This window comes from Burkholderia sp. E168m15, from assembly GCF_016586105.1.
GTDB lineage: Bacteria > Pseudomonadota > Gammaproteobacteria > Burkholderiales > Burkholderiaceae > Burkholderia > Burkholderia orbicola.
In genome coordinates this window covers 17,248-35,405 of sequence record NZ_BCPO01000171.1, presented here as the reverse complement: position 1 = coordinate 35,405, position 18,158 = coordinate 17,248, and the positions used below count along the sequence as shown (strand labels likewise).

Sequence of the window (18,158 nt, the reverse complement as noted above, 5' to 3'; positions counted from 1 at the left end):
GCCGCGTTTCGATCAGCGCGAGGACGCCTCCTTCTGGTCCACGCGAAACTTGCCGGGACTTTGTCCCATGGTCTTCTTGAACATGGTGATGAACGAGTTCGGACCTTCATAGCCGAGCTCGAGCGCCACTGCGTGAACCGACGCGCCTGCCGACAATCGCTGAAGCGCAATGATGATATGCAGACGCTCGCGCCAGCGCCCGAAGGTCATGCCGGTTTCGCTGCGTACCAGCCGCGCGAGCGTACGTTCGCTCATCGCATATCGGCGCCCCCATTCCGCGATCGTGCTGCGGTCGGCGGGGTTGTCGAGCAACGCCGAAGCGATCTGTTGAAGCCGGGGATTGTCGGAGATCGGGAGAAAGACGTCGTCGGGCGCCAGCAGCGCGAGCTGATCCAGCAGCACTCTGGCGAGCCGGCCCACCGGGCCGTCCTTCGGATAGTCGGGCGGAAACCTGGCCAGTGAACGGATCAACTCGCGGATGAGCGGCGTGATCGTAAAGCTGCGGCAGTCGGTGGGCAGGCCGGCCTCGTCGGGCGGAATGAAGATGACGTACAGCTTGGCGAAATCGGAAGCATGATTGCTGTGCGGAATGCCGCCCGGAATCCACACCGCGCCGTTGGGCGGGACGATCCACCATCCGCTCGGCGATCGGCACATGACCGACCCGCTCAATGCGACGACCAATTGCCCCTTGCGATGAACGTGCATCGGCAGCTCATCCTCTTTTCCGCTCGTCTCCAGGAGAACGGAAATGACCGGCAAATCGACGGAGTCCGGATCGAACGGCTGATAGTTGATCTTCACCGGGTCTGTCATGGCTCGCGAAGCGGACATGCCGATTTCAGGATTGTTGGGTTCCACGGTTCACTCGCTTTCTGCGCCTGCCTGGCCTCGGTGAATTCATGTATCGCCGCCCTCGGTGCAACATACGGTGGGCCATCCGACTGACGCGATTTTAATCCGCCGAATCAACGATGGCGCCGGCAAATCAAAATTAAATTTGGCCCCGTCGGACCTACACTGACTCGATGTAAATTCACGAGACATCAGGTATGAAAACCGACGAATTGATTTGCACACGGATCGACGCGGACGTCGTGCAACTGACGATCGACCGGCCGCCGGCGAACGCACTGAACGAACCGCTCATCACCGCATTGATGTCCGTCTTCCGCGACTTCGCTCGACACGACGTGCCACCCGGCATCGTGTTCACCGGGGCGGGAGAGAAGTTCTTTTGTGCCGGCGGCGATATCAATGAAGTGGCGGACCATGAGCTCGCCCTGTCGCGCATGGAAGCGTTCCACGCGTTCCTGGCGCAACTCGAGCAGTATCCGAGCCCGCTCGTGTGCGCGGTCAACGGCTATGCAGTGGGTGCCGGATTCGAAATGGCGCTGCATGCGGACTACGTCGTCGCGTCCGCTGAATCCCGGCTAGGATTTCCCGAGATCAATCACGGCCTGTTGCCCGCGGCAAAAGGCATGCGCCACGCAGCGGCCCTGCTGGGTCGGCGTGCCGCGCGTTCGCTGCTTTTCTCCGGTGAACTGATCACGGCCGGAGAAGCGTTGGCGATAGGCGCGGTGGACGCGATCTCCGCGCACGATGAAACGCTGAGAGACGCGCTGGCCAAATGCCGCGCGCTTTGCGCCAAAGATCGCCAGCTGTTCGCCGCCATCAAGCGAACGCTGCGCGAGAGTCCACGGATGAACGACGAAGCTCTGCTGCAGATGACGCTCGATGACCTGCGTGGATATCTCGGCAACGCGCGGACCGCGGACGCAAGATCCAGATTTCTGAACCGCAATAAGAAGGCCTGATCGTGAGCAATCTCAAACTGCCGGAAACGCTGCATCTTGCGCGCATGACGTATGAGGGCGTGGCGGCCGCATTGGCCACGCAGTTCGATCGCGTCATCATTCCTTGCGGCGCAATCGAGCAGCACGGCCCCCATCTGCCGCTGAGCATGGATGCCGATCATGCTGACGCGCTGGCCGTGGAAATCGCCACGTTGCTGGGGCGAACCCTGATCGCGCCGACGATACGAGTGGGATGCTCGAAGCACCACATGGCCTTCCCGGGCACGATCTCGTTGCAGGAGCACACGTATGCCGCGCTCTGCCACGATTACTGCGTGAGCCTCGCGGCACATGGATTCAAGTGCATCTATCTGTTCTCGGCGCATGTCGGTAACTTCAATGCCCTTCATGCGATGTTGCCGGAATTGCGACAGGCCGTCGGGCCAGACGTCCAGGTGCTTGCCTATACGGATCATCAGGCGTGGCTGCGCGAATGGCGACTGGCCGTCGAGGAAGCCGGCGGCGATCCGGAATCCGTGGGCGGACACGCAGACATCGCCGAAACCTCCCTGATGATCCACCTTGATCCGGACAGTGTGCGACTCGCTCGACTCACGGCCGGCCACGTGGGCGCCATGACGACCGAGCAATTGAACCGGATGTGGAAGGAAGGCGTGGCGTCGATCTCCCGAAACGGCGTGCTGGGCGATGCGCGAGGATCGTCACGCGAGATCGGCGAGGCCTGTTTGCGTGCGACCGCGAGGCTTCTCGCGTCGGCATTTGCGGCCGAATCGTCGACCTAGAAAAAGACGGAGAGCCGGCAGCATGATCTGCCGGTATCGGCAAGGTTGCGGCATGAAAAGAATAAAAAATGCTGCGGGATGTGCGGCAATATTTATTCACGGAAACAAAAGAGACATCAAGGCAGAAAAGGCATCCGGATGGATGAGTATCGCTATCCAATCTGGATGGGCTGTTTCTAAATCAAGTTAAACGACGATGTTAATTGGTTGGCGGCGTGACACTGCCCGAACCTCGGCAGCCGTTCGCGCGCGCCGTGAATTTTCGAATTACGACTGTCAAGGAAAAGAAAATGCCATTGAAATTCGGTTTTTGGTCCGAGCAGGAGACGCAGGTCGGGCATAGCTACTCGAACAGGCTTCGCGAGCTGGTTCGCGAAGCGCGCTTCGCCGAGCAAATGGGTTTCGACTTTGTTGCGTTGTCGGAGCAGCACTTTGCGCTTGGCGGCGTGTCGAGTTCGGCGCCTGAAGTGGTGTTCGGTTATCTCGCGGCCGTCACTTCGCGAATCAAGCTGCGTCCTGCCGTGGCGCTGATGCCGAAGGCCATCAATCACGCGCTGCGTACCGCGGAACGGCTGGCGGCCACCGACATCCTCTCCGAAGGCCGGATGGAGATGTATTGCGGGCGCGCGAACACGACGATCGCAATGCGCGCGTTCAACGTATCGCCGGAGGAAACCCTGCCGCAAATGGAAGAGGGCATGGCGCTGTTGCGCAAAGCGATGCGTGAGGACGTGTTCACCTTCGAGGGAAAGTATTACCAGGTGCCGCCCCGGTCGCTCGTGCCGAAGCCGTTGCAAAAACCGTATCCCGTCCTCGGCGTTGCAGCCACCAGTGCGAACAGCCATGCCTGGGCCGGCTCGGAAGGTCTCGCGGTGATGAGCCATGCGATTTATCAGGGATGGGAGAAACAGAAGGGGCTGCTGGACACCTACTGGAACAGCTGGAAGCGCGATGAGACCGGGCCGTTGCACAAGCCGCGCGCCGGCATGCCGATCTTCATCGGTATCGGCAAGACCGACCAGGAAGCGAAGGACATTTACGCCGGCGCGATCATGAACTATGCGCGCATCTCGACCGATGCGTATCCGCGGCTCGCCAAACTCGCCGACAACTACGCATACATGGCCGAAAGCGTGCCCGCGATGCAGCGCGCCGCCGAAGATTGGGACTACCTGCTGAACGAATCCGCCACCACGGTGTGCGGAAGCCCCGATACCGTCATCCGTCAGTTGGAGCAATACGAGAAGCTCGGAATCGACGAGGTGCTGCTGCATATCGACTCGGTGCCGCACGAGCAGATCATGTCGACGATCGACATGGTGGGCCGTTACGTGATTCCGCATTTCAACGATCGCAACAATATCGTCCGCCCGACCGACGAGTTGCTCGAGAAGATTCGCGCCATGCGTCCGCAGGCCGCCAACCCGAAGCAAAGTCAAGGATGAACCTATGAATACGTCTTCGCGCTATCAGTATCTGAATGTCGAACAACGGTCCTCCGGTGTCGCGATCGTTACGATGAATCGCCCGGAAATCCTGAACGCCATCAATTGGGACATGCACGACGAACTCGAACGGGTATTCGTCGAGCTGGATCACGACAAAGCGGTCAAGGCGATCGTGTTGACCGGCGCCGGTCGCGGGTTCTGCTCGGGCGGCGACCAGAAGTCGATCGACAACGGCAATATCCCGTCGGCGACGCGTGGTGGCCGTCACCTCATAAGAAACATGCTGGAGGTCGAGGTGCCGATCGTGGCGGCGGTCAATGGCGTGGCCGTGGGCCTGGGCGCGACGCTCGCGCTGTTCTGCGACATGATTTATGCGAGCCCGACCGCACGGTTCGCCGATACGCACGTCAATGCCGGTGTCGTCGCGGGCGACGGCGGTGCGGTGATCTGGCCGCTTCTGCTCGGGCCGGTCCGCGCGCGGCACTATCTGATGACGGGCGACTTCGTCAGCGCGGAGGAAGCGCTGACGATGGGGATGATCAACAAGATCGTCGAAAGCGACAAGCTGCTGGAGGCGGCGATCGATTACGCGGAACTGCTCGCGAGCGGCCCGCGCGACGCGATCGTCTGGACGAAGTACTGCGTCAACAAGCTCGTCAAGCAGAATGCCCATCTGCTTCTCGACACGTCGATCGCTCTGGAGACGATCACGTTCAATTCCCCCGAGCGCCGCGAAGCGGTGGCTTCGTTTACCGAAAGGCGCAAGCGCTTTGGAGACAACTGGAAATGAGCGCGGCACCGTGGACTTCCGGCAATCAATTCGCGACCACCACCATTCCGGCCTTGCTGATCGAGCGCGTGAAGAACGACGCCGACGCAAACGCGTTCTTTCAGAGGCGTGCCGGAGCGTGGGTGCCCACCACCTGGAAGGGCTATGCGAACGCAGTCTGTTCCGTATCCGCAGCCCTCGGCGCGGCCGGTGTCGCACGAGGCGATCGGATTGCCATCATGGGCGACGTATCGCAGGAGTGGCTGATTGCCGACATGGCGACGATCTGCTCGGGCGCGGTGACGGTAGGCGTCTATTTCACCGCGTCGGTCGAAGAGGTGCGCTACTACCTGGAGGATTCAGGGGCGACACTCGCTTTTGCCGGAAGTGCCGAACAGCTTCGGGTCATGAAAGCGGCCGATACGTCCAGCCGGCTCCTCAAGATCGTGGTGCTCGATCCGGACTGGAAGCGCTCGCCTGACGAAACCGGCATGAATGTCGTTTCACTCGCCGAGTTCGCGTCGCATTTTGACGGCGACGAAGTCGCTTATCTGCGTGAGCAGTCAGAGCTTGCGCGGCCGACGGACCTGGTGAGCCTGGGTTACACCTCGGGAACCACGGGGGCGCCGAAAGGCGCGATGCTGACGCACGTGTCGATGCTCGCGGGCGCGTTCACGTGGCCGACCTTCTGTCCGGCGATATTGTCCGAACCGCAGCGCATGGTGATCCATCTGCCGCTTTCGCACACGGTCGCGCGCATTCAGGCGACGACGCTGCCGTTGATCGCGAAGACGGTACCTTACTTCGTCGACGTGTCGGCCGATTTCGCGAAGTGCATTCAGGAAGTCAGACCGACGTCCTATATGGCGCCGCCGCGCTTCTATCAGAAGTTCGCGACCCAGATCATCAACCACGTGAACGGCAGCAGCGAAGCCGAGCGGAGAAACTACACGCTCGCGCTCGGCATCGCGCGGGAAGTGCTGGCCGATCGCCAGGATGCAGGCACGGGCGACCCGTTCAAGGAACAGCTCTACGCCATCTGCCGTGAGCACGTGTTCAAGCCGTTGCTGGCCAGAATCGGCTTCGACGATTTGCGCTATCCGTACACGGCCTCCGCTCCGGTGCCGCCCGAGGTCGTCACGCTGTTTCAGTTGTGGGGCGTCAACCTGAAAGAGAATTACGGGCAAACGGAGATGGTCGGCGGCAACCTCGCGCAGGTGACCGACTGGTCGAGGCCCGGCAACTCCGGCGTCCCGCTCGACGACCCCGCCTGGGAAACCCGCGTGTTGCCGGACGGCGAAATGATCGTTCGGGGGCCGGGGCTGTTCATCGGCTACTGGAACAAGGAAGCCGAAACGAAGGCCGCGCTGCGGGACGGCTGGCTGTACACCGGCGATATCGTCGACGTCGGCGCGGACGGGTCGTACAAGCTGATCGATCGAAAGAAGGAGCTCATCAATACGGCCGCCGGCAAATCGATCAGCCCGGTGCAGGTCGAAAACGAACTGCGCCAGAGTCCGTACATTACCGAGGCACTCGTGATCGGCGAAGGGCGCAAGTATCTGACGGCGTTGATCGAAGTCGACGGCACGCTCGCCATGGACTGGGCCAGGACGCACGACCCGTCGGTCACGCAGTACGCCGATCTGGCCAGTTCGCAGCCCGTTATCGACCTGATCCGTGAAGAAGTGGAAAAGGCAAATGCGAGGTTGGCGCGCGCGGAGCAGATCAAGGCGTTCAGGATATTCCCCGAGGAACTCACACCGGAAAACGGCGTGATGACCGCCACGCGCAAGAAACGCCGCAAGGCATTGATGGCACGCTACGCGCACATTATTGCCGGCCTTTACGACGATGCCGAAGAGCAGTTGATCAAGGAGCAGCTCGTCGGTTCAGGGACAGCAGCGTCCGTTCACCGGCAATAGGAATCGCCGGCAGCGCAATTGGCCACGAGAACCCGTCGACGGTGCGGCGTGGGTGATGAACGGTGCAACGCCACGGGTACTTCACCACGCATGCTTCATGCAAGGACCCGTGGCGCGCCGCCACGAAGCCGCACCGCCGTTCCGTCCACCGAGAGAGGTACCGCCGTGATAGCACTTTCCCCCGACCGCACGACCTTCCGCGAAGCCATGTCCCGTATCGGCGCAGCGGTGAATATCATCACCACCACGACACCTTCCGGCGATGTCGGCATGACGGTGTCCGCGGTGTGCTCCGTCACCGACGATCCTGCTACGGTGCTCGTTTGCATAGACCGGTCCAGCCGTCAATATGGACACTTCAGCAAGGCGGGCATCATCTGCGTCAACGTTCTTTCCCATGAGCACGAGATGCTTGCACCGATCTTCGCGGGCAAGGGCGATGTCCAGATGACCGAGCGCTTCACGTACGGCGAGTGGATCCGTCTCGTCACGGGTGCGCCGGTGCTGGCCACAGCGGCCGCGAGTCTCGACTGCACGGTGGACCGGAGCATCGACATCGGCACACATACGGTCTTTTTCTGCGCCGTGCAGGCGCTACATCTCGGCTCCGCGTGTACGGGCCTCGTCTATCACGGGCGCGCTTATCATCGGCTGCCGCAGCAGCATGCGTGACACGGCGCGGCCGTTCCCCAGCGACCACAAGGCCAGGCCGATTGTTGCCGTTCGAAGTTTCTGCTGACAGTGTCCGCCGATACTGCTGATGGGTGCGTTTGCGGTGGCGTAGTCAGCAAAGGACGAGAGCTACACCGGGACGATGGAAGTCGATGGTGGGCTGCCCCGGCGTTATACAAATAGCCGGTCTTCCGATGTAGAGCGATGACCTGGTGTAGGCGTTCATTATTAGCGCTAGCCGTGTTCAGAAACGTTGCTAGCGGAAATTCTCAAAGAAGCCTCGGCGAACAGGGACTTTTTGAAGCTTTCTGGCGGCTGCTTAGCCGTTGCGTTTCTGCAACGGAAACTTGGCCAATGTTCACTAACGTTGCTAGCACGTTGCACGTGTTCTTTAATACTGCTAGCGCACGTGTCGCGTGGATTGATAGGGATCCATATGGCTTCGATCGAAGAGCGGGCCGCTCGAGCAGCGAAGATTGCGTCCGTGCTTCGACCGCTTGGCAACGGCGTGCTTTCCCGACAGCAGGCTGAACGAGCAGCACAGCTATTAGGCGTTCACTGCACCACCGTATATCGCCTGCGTCGACGTTTCCTCGCAGATCCGGTCGCCAGCACATTAGAGCCAAGGCAGCCGGGTAGGGCGACCGGGGGCAGACTGGACGCCGCCGTCGAATGCGTCATCGACGAGGCCGTGCACGAATGGCTCCCTGATCAGCGACACCTTGCGCATCCTGCAACTGATCTTGTACTTGAGGTGAAACGTCGCTGCAGCGTTGCAGGTCTATCGCCTCCAAGCAGGTCAACAATTGCTCGACGGTGGCTCTCCTATCGCGAGCAGGATGCTTTGGCACGAGCTGCGCTCCCGAACGCTGCAGTTGCCCCTGGCACATTCCAGGTCCGACATCCGTTAGATATCATGCAGGTTGATCACACGCAAGCGGACATCCTGCTCGTTAGCGAACTGGACGGACAGATTATCGGTCGACCGTGGCTGTCTGTGGCTCTCGACGTTGCTACGAGATGTGTGCTTGGCTTTTATGTCGCAATGGAGAGGCCGGGGGCTGCGACGGTAAGCTTGCTCCTCTCGCGCGTAGTTCTGCGCAAAGAGCCGTGGCTCGAAAGACTAGGCGTTGAGGCTGACTGGCCGATGCGCGGTATCCCTCGAACGCTGCATCTTGATAACGCGGCCGAATTCAAAAGCCGTGCCCTTCGCAGTGGATGCCGCGAGTACGGCATTGAACTGATGTACCGACCGGTGGGCAAGCCGCACTTTGGTGGCCACATCGAGCGGCTGAACAGGACCTTGATGGAGCGCGTACGTGGCCTCCCTGGTTCGACTGGATCGTCAGTCAAAGGGCGCAAGGCGCGCCAGGCCGAAAAGACAGCTTCGCTTACGTTGAAGCAGTTCGAGCAGTGGCTGGCTGTCGAGATCGGTAGGCGTTATCACTGCGGCCCCCACCGCGGTTTGTTGGGACTTCAGCCCGCGCAAAAGTGGCAGGAAACATGGCGAGCAGCGGATTCACGATGCTTGCCAGCTCAACCGGATGCCGAACTGAAGTTTCTGATCCGGTTCCTGCCAGTCGCATCCCGGACCATTCAGCGGGACGGCCTCAAGCTCTTCCTGATCCGCTATTGGCATCCCTTGTTCGCGGCATGGCGGGAAACACGCCGGTCCGTGACGGTCCGCTATCACCCAGAAGACCTCTCGCGCATCTTCGTAAGCGCTGGCAGAGGCAGTTTCGTTGAAGTGCGATACGCGGACTTGCGTCGGCCTCCCATCTCGCTGTTCGAACAGCGAGCAGCTTTGCGAGCTATCCGGGCTAGGGGACAACGGGCAGTATCGGAGAGGGAGATATTCGAGACTGTTGAGCAGCAGCGACAACTGGTCGTCACTTCCCAGCGGGCTACTCGAGCGCGACGCCGCATGGCACGTCAAGCTGGCGGTTTGGTTCCGAAGAGCAGCATCGAAGATCTCTCACTCACTGAACAGCGGCAGGTCGAGCAGGTAAACTACGACGCACCAGTTACCGCGTATGACGTTGAACAGTGGTAGGGGGCCAGCATGAAGCAAGATGATTTCGCGCATCTGCTACCCGCAGCAAGAGATCAGGTCCTACTCGGAAAAGAGGATCGCATAAAGAGTCTGCTACGTGACCGGTGGATCGACTATCCCCGAGCGACTGAAGCCTTACAGCTACTGCAGCGGCTCTATGACACGCCGAGACGTGAGCGCATGCCGTGTCTTCTGCTGCACGGCGACTCGAACATCGGGAAAACCAAGATAACGGCCAAGTTCAGGCGAGCGCACCCCAGCGAGTTCGACGAGAGAACCGGGGTAGAGCGGTGTCCGGTCGTGAGCGTACAGATGCCTCCCACCCCCGATCAGCACCGCTTTTACGCCGCCTTGCTCTTTGAGCTCGGTGCGCCACATAACCCCGCTGCAGGGCTTGCCACACTCGAGCGGCTCGCTCGCGACATCTTGCGGCGGATGTCGCCGCAGATGCTAATCGTAGACGAGGTCCATCACCTGCTCGCCGGAACCTACCGTGAGCAACGCGCCTCTTTGAACCTTCTAAAATACCGAGCCAACGACCTGCAGATTAGCATGGTCCTTGTCGGTACGCGCGATGCCGTTCTAGGGCTTCAGACCGATTCACAGATGATCAGCCGCTACAGACCATTCGAGATCCCAAGGTGGAGGGAAAGTGAAAGTCTTCGCAGGCTCATGGCTGCGTTCGAGAAAGTCTTGCCGCTACGAAAACCATCGAATCTGTCGCGACGTGAGATTGTCCAGCTCGTTCTCGAGATAAGCGGAGGGCTGACTGGCGCCATATCTACGATCCTCAACGAAGCAGCAGAGTTGGCGATCAGGAACGGTGACGAGTGCATCGATATCGCTCACCTAGAACGAGTTGCCCGCGCGTATGTCTGACACCCACCGGCCGTGGCCCATCGCACCTCGCCCCTTCCTGGAAGAGGCGTTTGGTAGCTGGTTGGGTCGAATCGCGGCGCGGTATCAGACGAGCGTAGACCTGATCTGGGAATCGGGCACAGGCGTAGCGATGCCTAGCCTGACCAAGGCCGGCTGGATCCTCTTTCCCCCAGTTCCATCCGCAACTCTGAGCCGTCTATCTCGCGTAGCGCGGCTCAACGATGGCATTCTGAGCATGATCCAGACGCCGCATGAGTGGGTCTTCGACCAGAAGTACTTGGTGTATTGCTTCAGATGTCTTGTTCTGAACGACGCCGATGTCACTGCATCACGGTGGAAGAGGGAGTGGCTCGATCCGTCAGCCGACTACTGCCGGGTGCACCACAGCCTGCTCGAGACTGTTCCGCAATCGATTTTCGCCAGAGCTCCGAATTTCGACGCCGCGCTGCGGGCGATATCACGTTATCGATGCCCACCGCTTAGGCTGAGCAAAACACTACGCTAGCAGTATTAGTGAACATTGCTAGCACTACTTTGGGCACGGCTAGCATTGATTGTGAACTGCTACACGAGCTGGCCGTGCCCGGCTTGCGCATCGGATTCAAATTCCGGTGGACCGCCCTCGGTGGTGGTGTAGCGACCGAGGCGAAAATCACGCAGCAAGCCCGCATGACGATCACGCCCGACCTGCCGCTGCCGTTTGACGCGCAAGCCGCCGCAAAGATCGGCGGATTGGTTATTGTGATCTCAGGCGCCTCTTGTCGTCATGCTCACTTTCGCACTGGGCGGCTGTTGAAATTCGGAGCGGTGACCTGGCCCACTCGATCAATCGCGCTGGCTGCGCGTTTTAGGTAGCATGCCGTGGAAGCAATGAAAAAGGGCTCCAACGGCATAAGCGATGGTCGCTTCACTGCCGCTGGAGCCCGTTCAGGGCCAGCCAGTTACTGGCCTGCGGCCAGTGCCTTAACCCTCTCGGTTGTTAGTGCGTTGCCGGCAATGCCCCAGTCACCGCTCTTTACTTCCTCAACGATAACCCAGGTAACGGGCCGCATGCTTTCGCCCTCGATCGACACCATGGCGTCGGTAAGGGTAGAAATGATCTTTTCCTTGTCGGCTGCGGAGAAAACGCCTTCGATGACTTTTACGTTAATGAGCGGCATAAGTGTTCCTTTGGTTCGTTTGAATTGATGCTGCTGTCTTGCCTTACGTCGGCTTGATTCAATGGTATTGCTTCACAATTGCATCTCGGATTCGTTCGAGGGACAGCCGAAGCTGCGCCCGCGGACACGCAAGATTGAGTCGCACTCTGCGGTCGCCGTTCTCGACGAACATCTCTCCGCCTTCCAGAACGACGCCTGATTTTTCAAGAAAGAAACGCGTGAGGTTGACTGAATCGTCGAAATAGGTCCGTAGGTCGATCCACGCCAGATAAGTCGCTTCCGGAACGCGAAATTTTGCTTTTGGCAAGTGATCGCTCAGAAAGTGTTGAGTCAGGGCGAAGTTCTCGTCCAGATACAGCCGCAGCGCATCCAACCACGGAGCGCCATCGCGGTACGCACCGATGGCGGCGGCGAGACTGAGCGGGTTCACGAACGGGTAGTGGCGCCGTTTCCATTCTGAGCGCAATTCCGGATCCGGGATGATGACGGTCGCGATCATCATTCCTGCCAGATTGAACGTCTTGCTAACGGCCATGCACGTGATGATGTCTGGGCTACCCGGGAACAACTTCGCCAACGGCGTGTGTGCATTTCCGGTTCTTAGCAAGTCGCAATGGATCTCGTCAGAAACAATCTTCACACCGTTTGCGATGCAGAGTTCACCCATTCGGCGCAGCTCGTCGCTTGTCCAGATCCGGCCGGTCGGATTGTGAGGGTGGCAGAGGAAAAAGAGCTTCACCGCCGGATCGCTAACTTTCGCTTCGAAGTCCTCAAAGTCGATCGAGTACTTGCCGTCGTCGGATGCGAGCATGCGTGACGTCACGAATTCGCGATCGCGCTGAAGCGCCGCGTGTTTGAAGTATCCATAGGCCGGCGTCAGACTAAGCACTTTGTCGCCGGGGCGGCACACATATTCTACGAGTGCGAAGAGGGCTGGTATGACGCCGAGTGAGACCTGCATTTCCTCGCGAGCGAAATGCCAGCTGTATCGTTGCGCACACCAGGAGTGGAAAGCCTGATAGAGCTGCTCGTCCAGGTCCGCCGTGTAGCCGAAGATGGGATGTTTGAGGCGCTCGGTAATGGCATCGATGGCGGCATCGGGGGCGGCGAATTGCATGTCGGCGACCCACATCGATATCAGCTCTTCTCTCGGCATCTCGAGTGCAAGTGCAGGTGCATCCGCTCCGAACAGATAATTCGCGAAACCTTCCTCCGCCATTGCATTTGTGTTGCGGCGGGAGATCGAGCGATCAAAGTTATAGCCCATACTGGATTCTCCATGTACGAAATCAAGCATTCAACGAGCCTCGCGCGATGCAGCTGTTGGTCTATCGCACCGACGGACGACGGCATATCCGCTTGACCTTTCGGTCCCATGACGCGCAACAGTTTCGAAGGCCTGCATTGACGTCGATGGGGAGTCTGAATGTGGCATGCAACCTGAGGCGACGCCTCGGCCGGTCCGGATCACGGTCGGCCGGCCAAGTTTCGCCAGATCTTCTGATGCTATTAAATGCCGATGGGAAGCACTTCGAACGACTTGGAAAAGTTGATTCGGAGACTTCCCATGCAAGCAGTCCGAGCCCGCCGTACCTCATCTCGCGTTCATGTCGGGGACCGGAATGATGCGTCGGCATTTCAGTCCGATTACGCGGTTTCCTGCTCGAAAGTCGGATAATCGGTGTAGCCCTTGGCACCAATGACGCCATAGAAGGTCGACCGATCGGGCTCCGTGAGCGGCCAACCGTTCTTCATCCGCTCCACCAAATCGGGATTGGAAATGAAGGCCGTGCCGAACGCGATCAGGTCAAGTTCTCCCTTCGCCAGTTCGGCTTCGGCGAGCTCCTGCGTGAAGCCGCCGGCGCCGATCAGCGTGCCTTGGTAGGCCTTGCGAAAGGCCGCACCAAAGCCATTCGGAGTACCTGCTGCAGAAATGGTCGTCTGATAGTTCAGGTGTACGAACGCCAGCTTCCGTTCGTTCAAGGCCGAGGCCATGCTCGCCCACGCATCCGCTTCCCCTTCGAAGGCCTCCATATCGTAGATGCGCCCGAACGGCGAGACCCGCACGCCCACCTTTTCACCGCCAATGGCGTCTGCCAGGGCGTCGATCGTCTCCAGCAAAAAGCGCTGACGATTAGCGATGGAACCGCCATATTGGTCGGTGCGGGTGTTCAGCGCGCTGCTCAGGAACTGGTCGAACAGGAAGGCATTGGCCGCCATCACTTCTACGCCGTCGAAGCCTGCGTCCATCGCCCGACGCGCGGATGCAACGAAGTCCTGAGTGACACGTTGCACTTCGTCCGTGGTCAGCGCACGCGGCACACTCGGGAGGACCGGGCCCTCCTTGCCGGGTTCTACCCACGCGTAGACCATGGTCGTGGTCGCCGGCACTTCGCCCGACGACACCGGAGCCGCATTGCCAGGCTGGATGGAAACGTGGGACAGCCGGCCAACGTGCCAGAGCTGGGCAAAGATTTTGCCGCCCTTTTTGTGCACGGCGTCGGTGACCTTCCGCCATCCTTCCGTCTGCTCGTCGGTGTACAGACCCGGCGTATACAGATAGCCTCGGCCCTCTTCGGACACCGGAAGACCTTCGGTGATGATCAAGCCGGCGGAAGCACGCTGCGCGTAGTAGAGCGCGGTGAGATCGTTGGGAATGTTATCGGGCGTACGCGTGCGCGTCATCGGTGCCATGACGACGCGGTTGGCGAGCTGCGTCCCGGAGAGATCGTAGGGCGTAAACAATTTACTCATCATGTTGCTCAAAATGTAGGTGCGCCAGGGCGCTGGTGAGTGTCGGGTTAAATGCGAAATGAAACGGATGGCTATCTAACAGCCGGGAATCTGCTTCACGCGCATTTCGGTCAGTCCGGAAAGAATCGATACCTTGTGAATGGGGGGCTGCCTAGTGAGCGCACCCGTCAATGCTGCAGCTCATGCCTCCGGTGTCTTCGCTTTCGTCCGGTACGTTCTCGGCGGAGTCGAACAACGCTTTTTCGAACACGGCAACTTCACGTGCGCCTGAGAGGTACGTTCGGTTGTTGAAGACAAACAGCGGAACGCCATTTGCGATTCGATTTGCCTCTGCTTCATCTCGCGCGATTTCGGACACCATCTCGCGATCGTCGAAGGAGAGCGACGCAGCAGAAATGCCGATGCTCTTCGCAAGGTCGATGAGCGCGGCTCTATCGAAGATGTCAATCCCGTCGGTCGTCGCGGCCCGGTAGATCGCTTCGATCATCCGTTGTTTGTCTTCGGACGTTTGGACACTTTTGACGAGTAGGTGCGCGTCGCTCGTATCGCCAAAGCGCATGGTCTCGAATCGGTAGTTCAGACCTTCCTGGGCTCCGGCCGAGCACACCGCATCCATCATTCTTTGCGCTGCTGTCGCGTTTCCGAACTTGGCATAAAGCGCGTCTGTAAAGCCGGTCGGAACCATGCCTCGCGCAAGACGGTAGGACTTGTGTGTCACGACCACGTCGACGTGCTGCGTCACGCCTTCTATCGCTTTTTCCAGGCGTCGTTTTGCGATCCAGCACCAGGGGCAGACAAAGTCCGACCACACTTCTACATTGACCCGCTTCATGTTTCATCCTCAGCTAGAAATTGCTGCCTCGTGGCGCTCCGCTCGCAGCGGTAGCGCCGGGTAGGACATTTACTCGCGACCGAGATGGTCCAGCGCGTCGAGGACATGAGTGCTATAGACCACAGCGGCGCCGGCATTGAGATTGATGGCGACACCAAGTGCTTCTGCGACTTCTTCCTTCGTCACACCGAGCTTGTTGGCTTCTGCCGCGTGAAAAGCGATGCAGCCGTCGCAGCGTGTTGTGACAGCGACTGCCAACGCAATCAGCTCTCGCGTCTTTGCGTCGAGATGATTTGTCTTGGCGCCGGCGGCACCGAGCAAACCAACGCCTTTGAGCGTGTCCGGGGTGTACCGTGCGAGTTCATGCACGCGACGGGTGACGGCGCCGATTGTTTCAGTCCAGTTTTCCATGGTTTTCTCCAAATAACAACCAACTAGTTGGTAGGGTAAATACTCAAATAAAAGAGCCATGTTCACGCGGAAAACGGCTCTGGCGCTGGGTGCAACGATGAATCGTTTGGGGAAGCGATCCCCTTTTTATGCTGCGGAGACGATGAGTCGAATGATGCCGCGGTCGAGCGTTTCGCCGTTCTTCATGGCCCACTCGACAAAGCTGGCTCCCTCTAGAACGCTCAATACCTGATACGCCTTCTGGCAGCTCCCCACACCGGCGGCGATCTCGCCGTCGCTGATGCCCTTGTCGATGACCCTGGTCAGCCAGCGCAGTTGCAGCTCGAAAAACCGGTGCGTGAGCTTCTGCAGTTCGGGCGGCAAAGCAGCCATCTCGGCGGCAAGCGCACCGCAGAGCGGGAGCAGGCTTCCATCACTGCTGGCGCGAAAGGTATCGAAAAATCCGTTCAAGCGGCCCCAGAAGTCCTCATTCTCGCGGTCGATTCGCTCGAACGCTTCCACCACTCTCGCGACATAGGCTTCCACAATCGCAACGCCCAGATCTTCCTTCGTCGGGAAGTGATGGTGAATGCTTGCCTTCCGGATGCCAACGGTTTCGGCCAGATCCGCATAACTGAAGGCGGCATAACCCCTCGAGCGCATCAGGCCTTCTGCAGCTTGAACCAACGCGTCGCGCGTACCTACTGCCATGCATCCTCCGGCACACTGCCATCTTCAATTGAACGAACCCAGCGAATCACTGCAAGCGGAGTCTACCTACTAGTTGGTTTTTTGTCAAGCATGACGGCGCATCTCGTCTTCGCAGCGGGCCAACCTTGCAGGGACGCCCCGCAAGCAGATGGTGGAGGAACGTGTCCCCAATTGCACTAACCGACCTCGTGCATTTTTTCATTGAGCGGGCAGAGCGGCAAATTCGTCCGATCAATCTCGAAGGAGCGTCACGACTACAAGGACGAGAAATGCCCTTGTGAAGCTACCAACTAGATGGTAGGCTTGCCGCGTGTTTGAACTTTTCCCTGCGCGAGAGCGCTCCTAGGAGGACCAGCAGATGACTACCCACCCGAACGGAATCGATGTGCCGGCTTTGCAGCAATTCGCGCAAGAAGTCGCCACGGACCCCACGAAGCGAAACGCGCGCTTCAACGTCAAGACGAAATGGGAACACCAGACGCGTTCCGTGGCGACTGTCAGCCACTATGAGCTGGGCGGGGTGACTCACCAGCGGCATTTCGAAATCGCAGCGGACGAACCCACCCAGCTTTTGGGCACGAATAGCGCGCCTAATCCGCAAGAGCTGCTCATGGCCGCGCTCAACGCTTGTTTGACGGTCGGATACGTGGTCAACGCCGCCGCGATGGGCATCACTGTCCACAGTCTGGAAATCGAGACCGATGGTGAGCTGGACTTGCGCGGTTTCCTCGGGCTCGACGAGAGCGTGAACCCGGGATACGACGAAGTGAGCTATGTCGTTCGCCTGCACACGGACGCTTCGCGCGAGCGTGTCGAGGAGTTGCACCAGGTCGTGACGAAAACTTCGGTCAACCTCGCGAATTTCTCGAAGGCGATCCGCATGGTCTCGACTCTCGAAGTCCGCGAAGGCTAACCAGCGGAGGTACTTGCGATACCGGCCGCGTTCTGCGTTCTGCGTTCTCCGCGAGGCGAGCTGATTCATGGACGCGGCAAGACGAGTAATGTCCGCGTTGGCGCGGCCGCGCATGCGGAACTGATCCAGACATTTAAATTAAGGAAGCCAAAATGAATGATTTTTCCGGTAAGAAACTTCTTGTCGTCGGTGGCACCAGCGGTATCGGGCTCGCAACGGCCAAACAAGTGCTGAAAAGCGGCGGTAGCGTCGTCTTGACGGGAAACAGGAAAGACAAAGCTGAAGCGGTCCGTGCCGAACTGAGCGGGCTCGGTCCGGTCTCCGTGATTGCGGCGAACCTCATGACCGAGGAAGGCATGAACGCCATCCGCTCGGAGATCAACGCGAATCACAAAGATATCTCGCTTCTGGTGAATTCTGCGGGCATCTTTGCTCCGAAGGCCTTCATCGACCACGAAGAATCTGATTACGACATGTACCTGTCGCTCAATCGTGCCACTTTCTTCATTACGCGGGACGTGGTCAGGAACATGCTCGCTGCGAAGCTCCAAGGCGCTATCGTGAACGTCGGGTCGATCGGAGCCCAGGCAGCGCTGGGCGACTCCGCGGCATCGGCGTATTCCATGGCAAAAGCAGGTCTGCACGCGCTCACGCGCAATCTCGCGATTGAACTCGCCGATGCGGGTATCCGAGTGAATGCTGTCTCGCCGGCGATCGTACAGACGTCGATTTATGAAGGCTTTATGGCGAAGGAAGACATTGCCGGTGCGATGAAAGCGCTCGAGTCGTTTCATCCGCTCGGACGCGTCGGTACGCCCGAAGACGTTGCAAACACGATCGTCTTCCTTCTTTCAGACAAGACCTCGTGGGTAACCGGTGCCATCTGGAATGTGGATGCGGGGGTGATGGCCGTGCGCAAATGATGGCTGTTTGGATGTACGCGCGCTAGCAGTACATGGGCGACGGAAACGTGATGAAGGAGGGGCTACCGCTGCCTCCAGCGGTGCTCCAACAGGACATTGAAGGCGTAGTCGGCGACTTCATGGACGGCGA

19 protein-coding genes are annotated in these 18,158 nt (G+C 59.3%); 12 read left to right on the top strand and 7 right to left on the bottom strand.

What is annotated here, in order from left to right; translation table 11 throughout:
* Positions 1–12 precede the first annotated feature (12 nt).
* Positions 13–834 carry a helix-turn-helix domain-containing protein gene (locus JMF86_RS26200; RefSeq protein ID WP_011694458.1) on the bottom strand — a complete coding sequence of 274 codons (822 nt, stop codon included), beginning with the start codon at positions 832–834 and terminating at the stop codon, positions 13–15.
* Positions 835–1,052: 218 nt separating this feature from the next.
* Here JMF86_RS26200 and JMF86_RS26195 point away from each other — a divergent pair, with 218 nt between their 5' ends.
* The 10 genes from JMF86_RS26195 to JMF86_RS26150 all read left to right on the top strand — a co-directional run bounded on the left by JMF86_RS26195 (position 1,053) and on the right by JMF86_RS26150 (position 11,200).
* Positions 1,053–1,817, top strand: coding sequence for an enoyl-CoA hydratase/isomerase family protein (locus JMF86_RS26195; RefSeq protein ID WP_011548532.1), 765 nt, complete (start codon positions 1,053–1,055; stop codon positions 1,815–1,817).
* A gap of 2 nt (positions 1,818–1,819) precedes the next feature.
* Positions 1,820–2,599: a creatininase family protein gene (locus JMF86_RS26190; protein ID WP_011548531.1), complete on the top strand. Its 780-nt coding sequence runs from the start codon at positions 1,820–1,822 to the stop codon at positions 2,597–2,599.
* 290 nt (positions 2,600–2,889) lie between these two features.
* Entirely contained in the window at positions 2,890–4,044 is a 1,155-nt protein-coding gene (locus tag JMF86_RS26185; RefSeq protein ID WP_011548530.1) for an LLM class flavin-dependent oxidoreductase, read from the top strand.
* Between the two features lie 4 nt (positions 4,045–4,048).
* The gene (locus tag JMF86_RS26180) at positions 4,049–4,837 is read left to right on the top strand and encodes an enoyl-CoA hydratase/isomerase family protein (RefSeq protein WP_011548529.1); all 789 of its coding nucleotides are present in this window, start codon (positions 4,049–4,051) and stop codon (positions 4,835–4,837) included.
* The gene (locus tag JMF86_RS26175) at positions 4,834–6,741 is read left to right on the top strand and encodes a long-chain fatty acid--CoA ligase (RefSeq protein ID WP_011548528.1); all 1,908 of its coding nucleotides are present in this window, start codon (positions 4,834–4,836) and stop codon (positions 6,739–6,741) included. Before JMF86_RS26180 ends, JMF86_RS26175 begins: the two co-directional genes overlap by 4 nt.
* A 165-nt stretch (positions 6,742–6,906) precedes the next feature.
* Positions 6,907–7,413, top strand: a complete 507-nt coding sequence (locus JMF86_RS26170; RefSeq protein WP_226113947.1) for a flavin reductase — start codon at positions 6,907–6,909, stop codon at positions 7,411–7,413.
* A 916-nt stretch (positions 7,414–8,329) separates the two neighbouring features.
* Positions 8,330–9,466, top strand: a complete 1,137-nt coding sequence (locus JMF86_RS26165; protein WP_236593027.1) for a Mu transposase C-terminal domain-containing protein — start codon at positions 8,330–8,332, stop codon at positions 9,464–9,466.
* Positions 9,467–9,475: 9 nt separating this feature from the next.
* Positions 9,476–10,345, top strand: coding sequence for a TniB family NTP-binding protein (locus JMF86_RS26160; RefSeq protein WP_011548525.1), 870 nt, complete (start codon positions 9,476–9,478; stop codon positions 10,343–10,345).
* Complete coding sequence (locus JMF86_RS26155) at positions 10,338–10,850, top strand: TniQ family protein (protein WP_011548524.1); 513 nt, start codon at positions 10,338–10,340, stop codon at positions 10,848–10,850. Before JMF86_RS26160 ends, JMF86_RS26155 begins: the two co-directional genes overlap by 8 nt.
* 8 nt (positions 10,851–10,858) lie before the next feature.
* Entirely contained in the window at positions 10,859–11,200 is a 342-nt protein-coding gene (locus JMF86_RS26150; protein ID WP_011548523.1) for a hypothetical protein, read from the top strand.
* An 86-nt stretch (positions 11,201–11,286) separates the two neighbouring features.
* Here the strand turns inward: JMF86_RS26150 and JMF86_RS26145 are convergent, their stop codons facing one another.
* The 6 genes from JMF86_RS26145 to JMF86_RS26120 form a co-directional block, all read right to left on the bottom strand.
* Complete coding sequence (locus JMF86_RS26145) at positions 11,287–11,505, bottom strand: 4-oxalocrotonate tautomerase family protein (RefSeq protein ID WP_011548522.1); 219 nt, start codon at positions 11,503–11,505, stop codon at positions 11,287–11,289.
* Between the two features lie 58 nt (positions 11,506–11,563).
* The gene (locus tag JMF86_RS26140; protein WP_011548521.1) at positions 11,564–12,772 is read right to left on the bottom strand and encodes a MalY/PatB family protein; all 1,209 of its coding nucleotides are present in this window, start codon (positions 12,770–12,772) and stop codon (positions 11,564–11,566) included.
* Between the two features lie 380 nt (positions 12,773–13,152).
* Complete coding sequence (locus JMF86_RS26135) at positions 13,153–14,262, bottom strand: alkene reductase (RefSeq protein WP_011548520.1); 1,110 nt, start codon at positions 14,260–14,262, stop codon at positions 13,153–13,155.
* A gap of 148 nt (positions 14,263–14,410) precedes the next feature.
* Entirely contained in the window at positions 14,411–15,091 is a 681-nt protein-coding gene (locus JMF86_RS26130; protein WP_011548519.1) for a DsbA family oxidoreductase, read from the bottom strand.
* A gap of 69 nt (positions 15,092–15,160) precedes the next feature.
* The gene (locus JMF86_RS26125) at positions 15,161–15,502 is read right to left on the bottom strand and encodes a carboxymuconolactone decarboxylase family protein (protein ID WP_011548518.1); all 342 of its coding nucleotides are present in this window, start codon (positions 15,500–15,502) and stop codon (positions 15,161–15,163) included.
* A gap of 126 nt (positions 15,503–15,628) precedes the next feature.
* Positions 15,629–16,192, bottom strand: coding sequence for a TetR/AcrR family transcriptional regulator (locus JMF86_RS26120; RefSeq protein ID WP_011548517.1), 564 nt, complete (start codon positions 16,190–16,192; stop codon positions 15,629–15,631).
* 358 nt (positions 16,193–16,550) lie between these two features.
* On the opposite strand from JMF86_RS26120, the gene JMF86_RS26115 reads away from it, so the two are divergent.
* Together JMF86_RS26115 and JMF86_RS26110 are read left to right on the top strand one after the other, a co-directional pair.
* Positions 16,551–17,105 carry an OsmC family protein gene (locus tag JMF86_RS26115; protein ID WP_011548516.1) on the top strand — a complete coding sequence of 185 codons (555 nt, stop codon included), beginning with the start codon at positions 16,551–16,553 and terminating at the stop codon, positions 17,103–17,105.
* 152 nt (positions 17,106–17,257) lie between these two features.
* Positions 17,258–18,028: an SDR family NAD(P)-dependent oxidoreductase gene (locus JMF86_RS26110; protein ID WP_011548515.1), complete on the top strand. Its 771-nt coding sequence runs from the start codon at positions 17,258–17,260 to the stop codon at positions 18,026–18,028.
* Positions 18,029–18,158 lie beyond the last annotated feature (130 nt).

Excerpts from the sequence above, each read along its gene's own strand:
- JMF86_RS26200 (WP_011694458.1), bottom strand. The coding sequence starts at position 834 with ATGTCCGCTTCGCGAGCCATGACAGACCCGGTGAAGATCAACTATCAG.
- JMF86_RS26195 (WP_011548532.1), top strand. The coding sequence starts at position 1,053 with ATGAAAACCGACGAATTGATTTGCACACGGATCGACGCGGACGTCGTG.
- JMF86_RS26185 (WP_011548530.1), top strand. The coding sequence starts at position 2,890 with ATGCCATTGAAATTCGGTTTTTGGTCCGAGCAGGAGACGCAGGTCGGG.
- JMF86_RS26180 (WP_011548529.1), top strand. The coding sequence starts at position 4,049 with ATGAATACGTCTTCGCGCTATCAGTATCTGAATGTCGAACAACGGTCC.
- JMF86_RS26175 (WP_011548528.1), top strand. The coding sequence starts at position 4,834 with ATGAGCGCGGCACCGTGGACTTCCGGCAATCAATTCGCGACCACCACC.
- JMF86_RS26165 (WP_236593027.1), top strand. The coding sequence starts at position 8,330 with ATGCAGGTTGATCACACGCAAGCGGACATCCTGCTCGTTAGCGAACTG.
- JMF86_RS26160 (WP_011548525.1), top strand. The coding sequence starts at position 9,476 with ATGAAGCAAGATGATTTCGCGCATCTGCTACCCGCAGCAAGAGATCAG.
- JMF86_RS26155 (WP_011548524.1), top strand. The coding sequence starts at position 10,338 with ATGTCTGACACCCACCGGCCGTGGCCCATCGCACCTCGCCCCTTCCTG.
- JMF86_RS26145 (WP_011548522.1), bottom strand. The coding sequence starts at position 11,505 with ATGCCGCTCATTAACGTAAAAGTCATCGAAGGCGTTTTCTCCGCAGCC.
- JMF86_RS26140 (WP_011548521.1), bottom strand. The coding sequence starts at position 12,772 with ATGGGCTATAACTTTGATCGCTCGATCTCCCGCCGCAACACAAATGCA.
- JMF86_RS26135 (WP_011548520.1), bottom strand. The coding sequence starts at position 14,262 with ATGATGAGTAAATTGTTTACGCCCTACGATCTCTCCGGGACGCAGCTC.
- JMF86_RS26130 (WP_011548519.1), bottom strand. The coding sequence starts at position 15,091 with ATGAAGCGGGTCAATGTAGAAGTGTGGTCGGACTTTGTCTGCCCCTGG.
- JMF86_RS26125 (WP_011548518.1), bottom strand. The coding sequence starts at position 15,502 with ATGGAAAACTGGACTGAAACAATCGGCGCCGTCACCCGTCGCGTGCAT.
- JMF86_RS26120 (WP_011548517.1), bottom strand. The coding sequence starts at position 16,192 with ATGGCAGTAGGTACGCGCGACGCGTTGGTTCAAGCTGCAGAAGGCCTG.
- JMF86_RS26115 (WP_011548516.1), top strand. The coding sequence starts at position 16,551 with ATGACTACCCACCCGAACGGAATCGATGTGCCGGCTTTGCAGCAATTC.
- JMF86_RS26110 (WP_011548515.1), top strand. The coding sequence starts at position 17,258 with ATGAATGATTTTTCCGGTAAGAAACTTCTTGTCGTCGGTGGCACCAGC.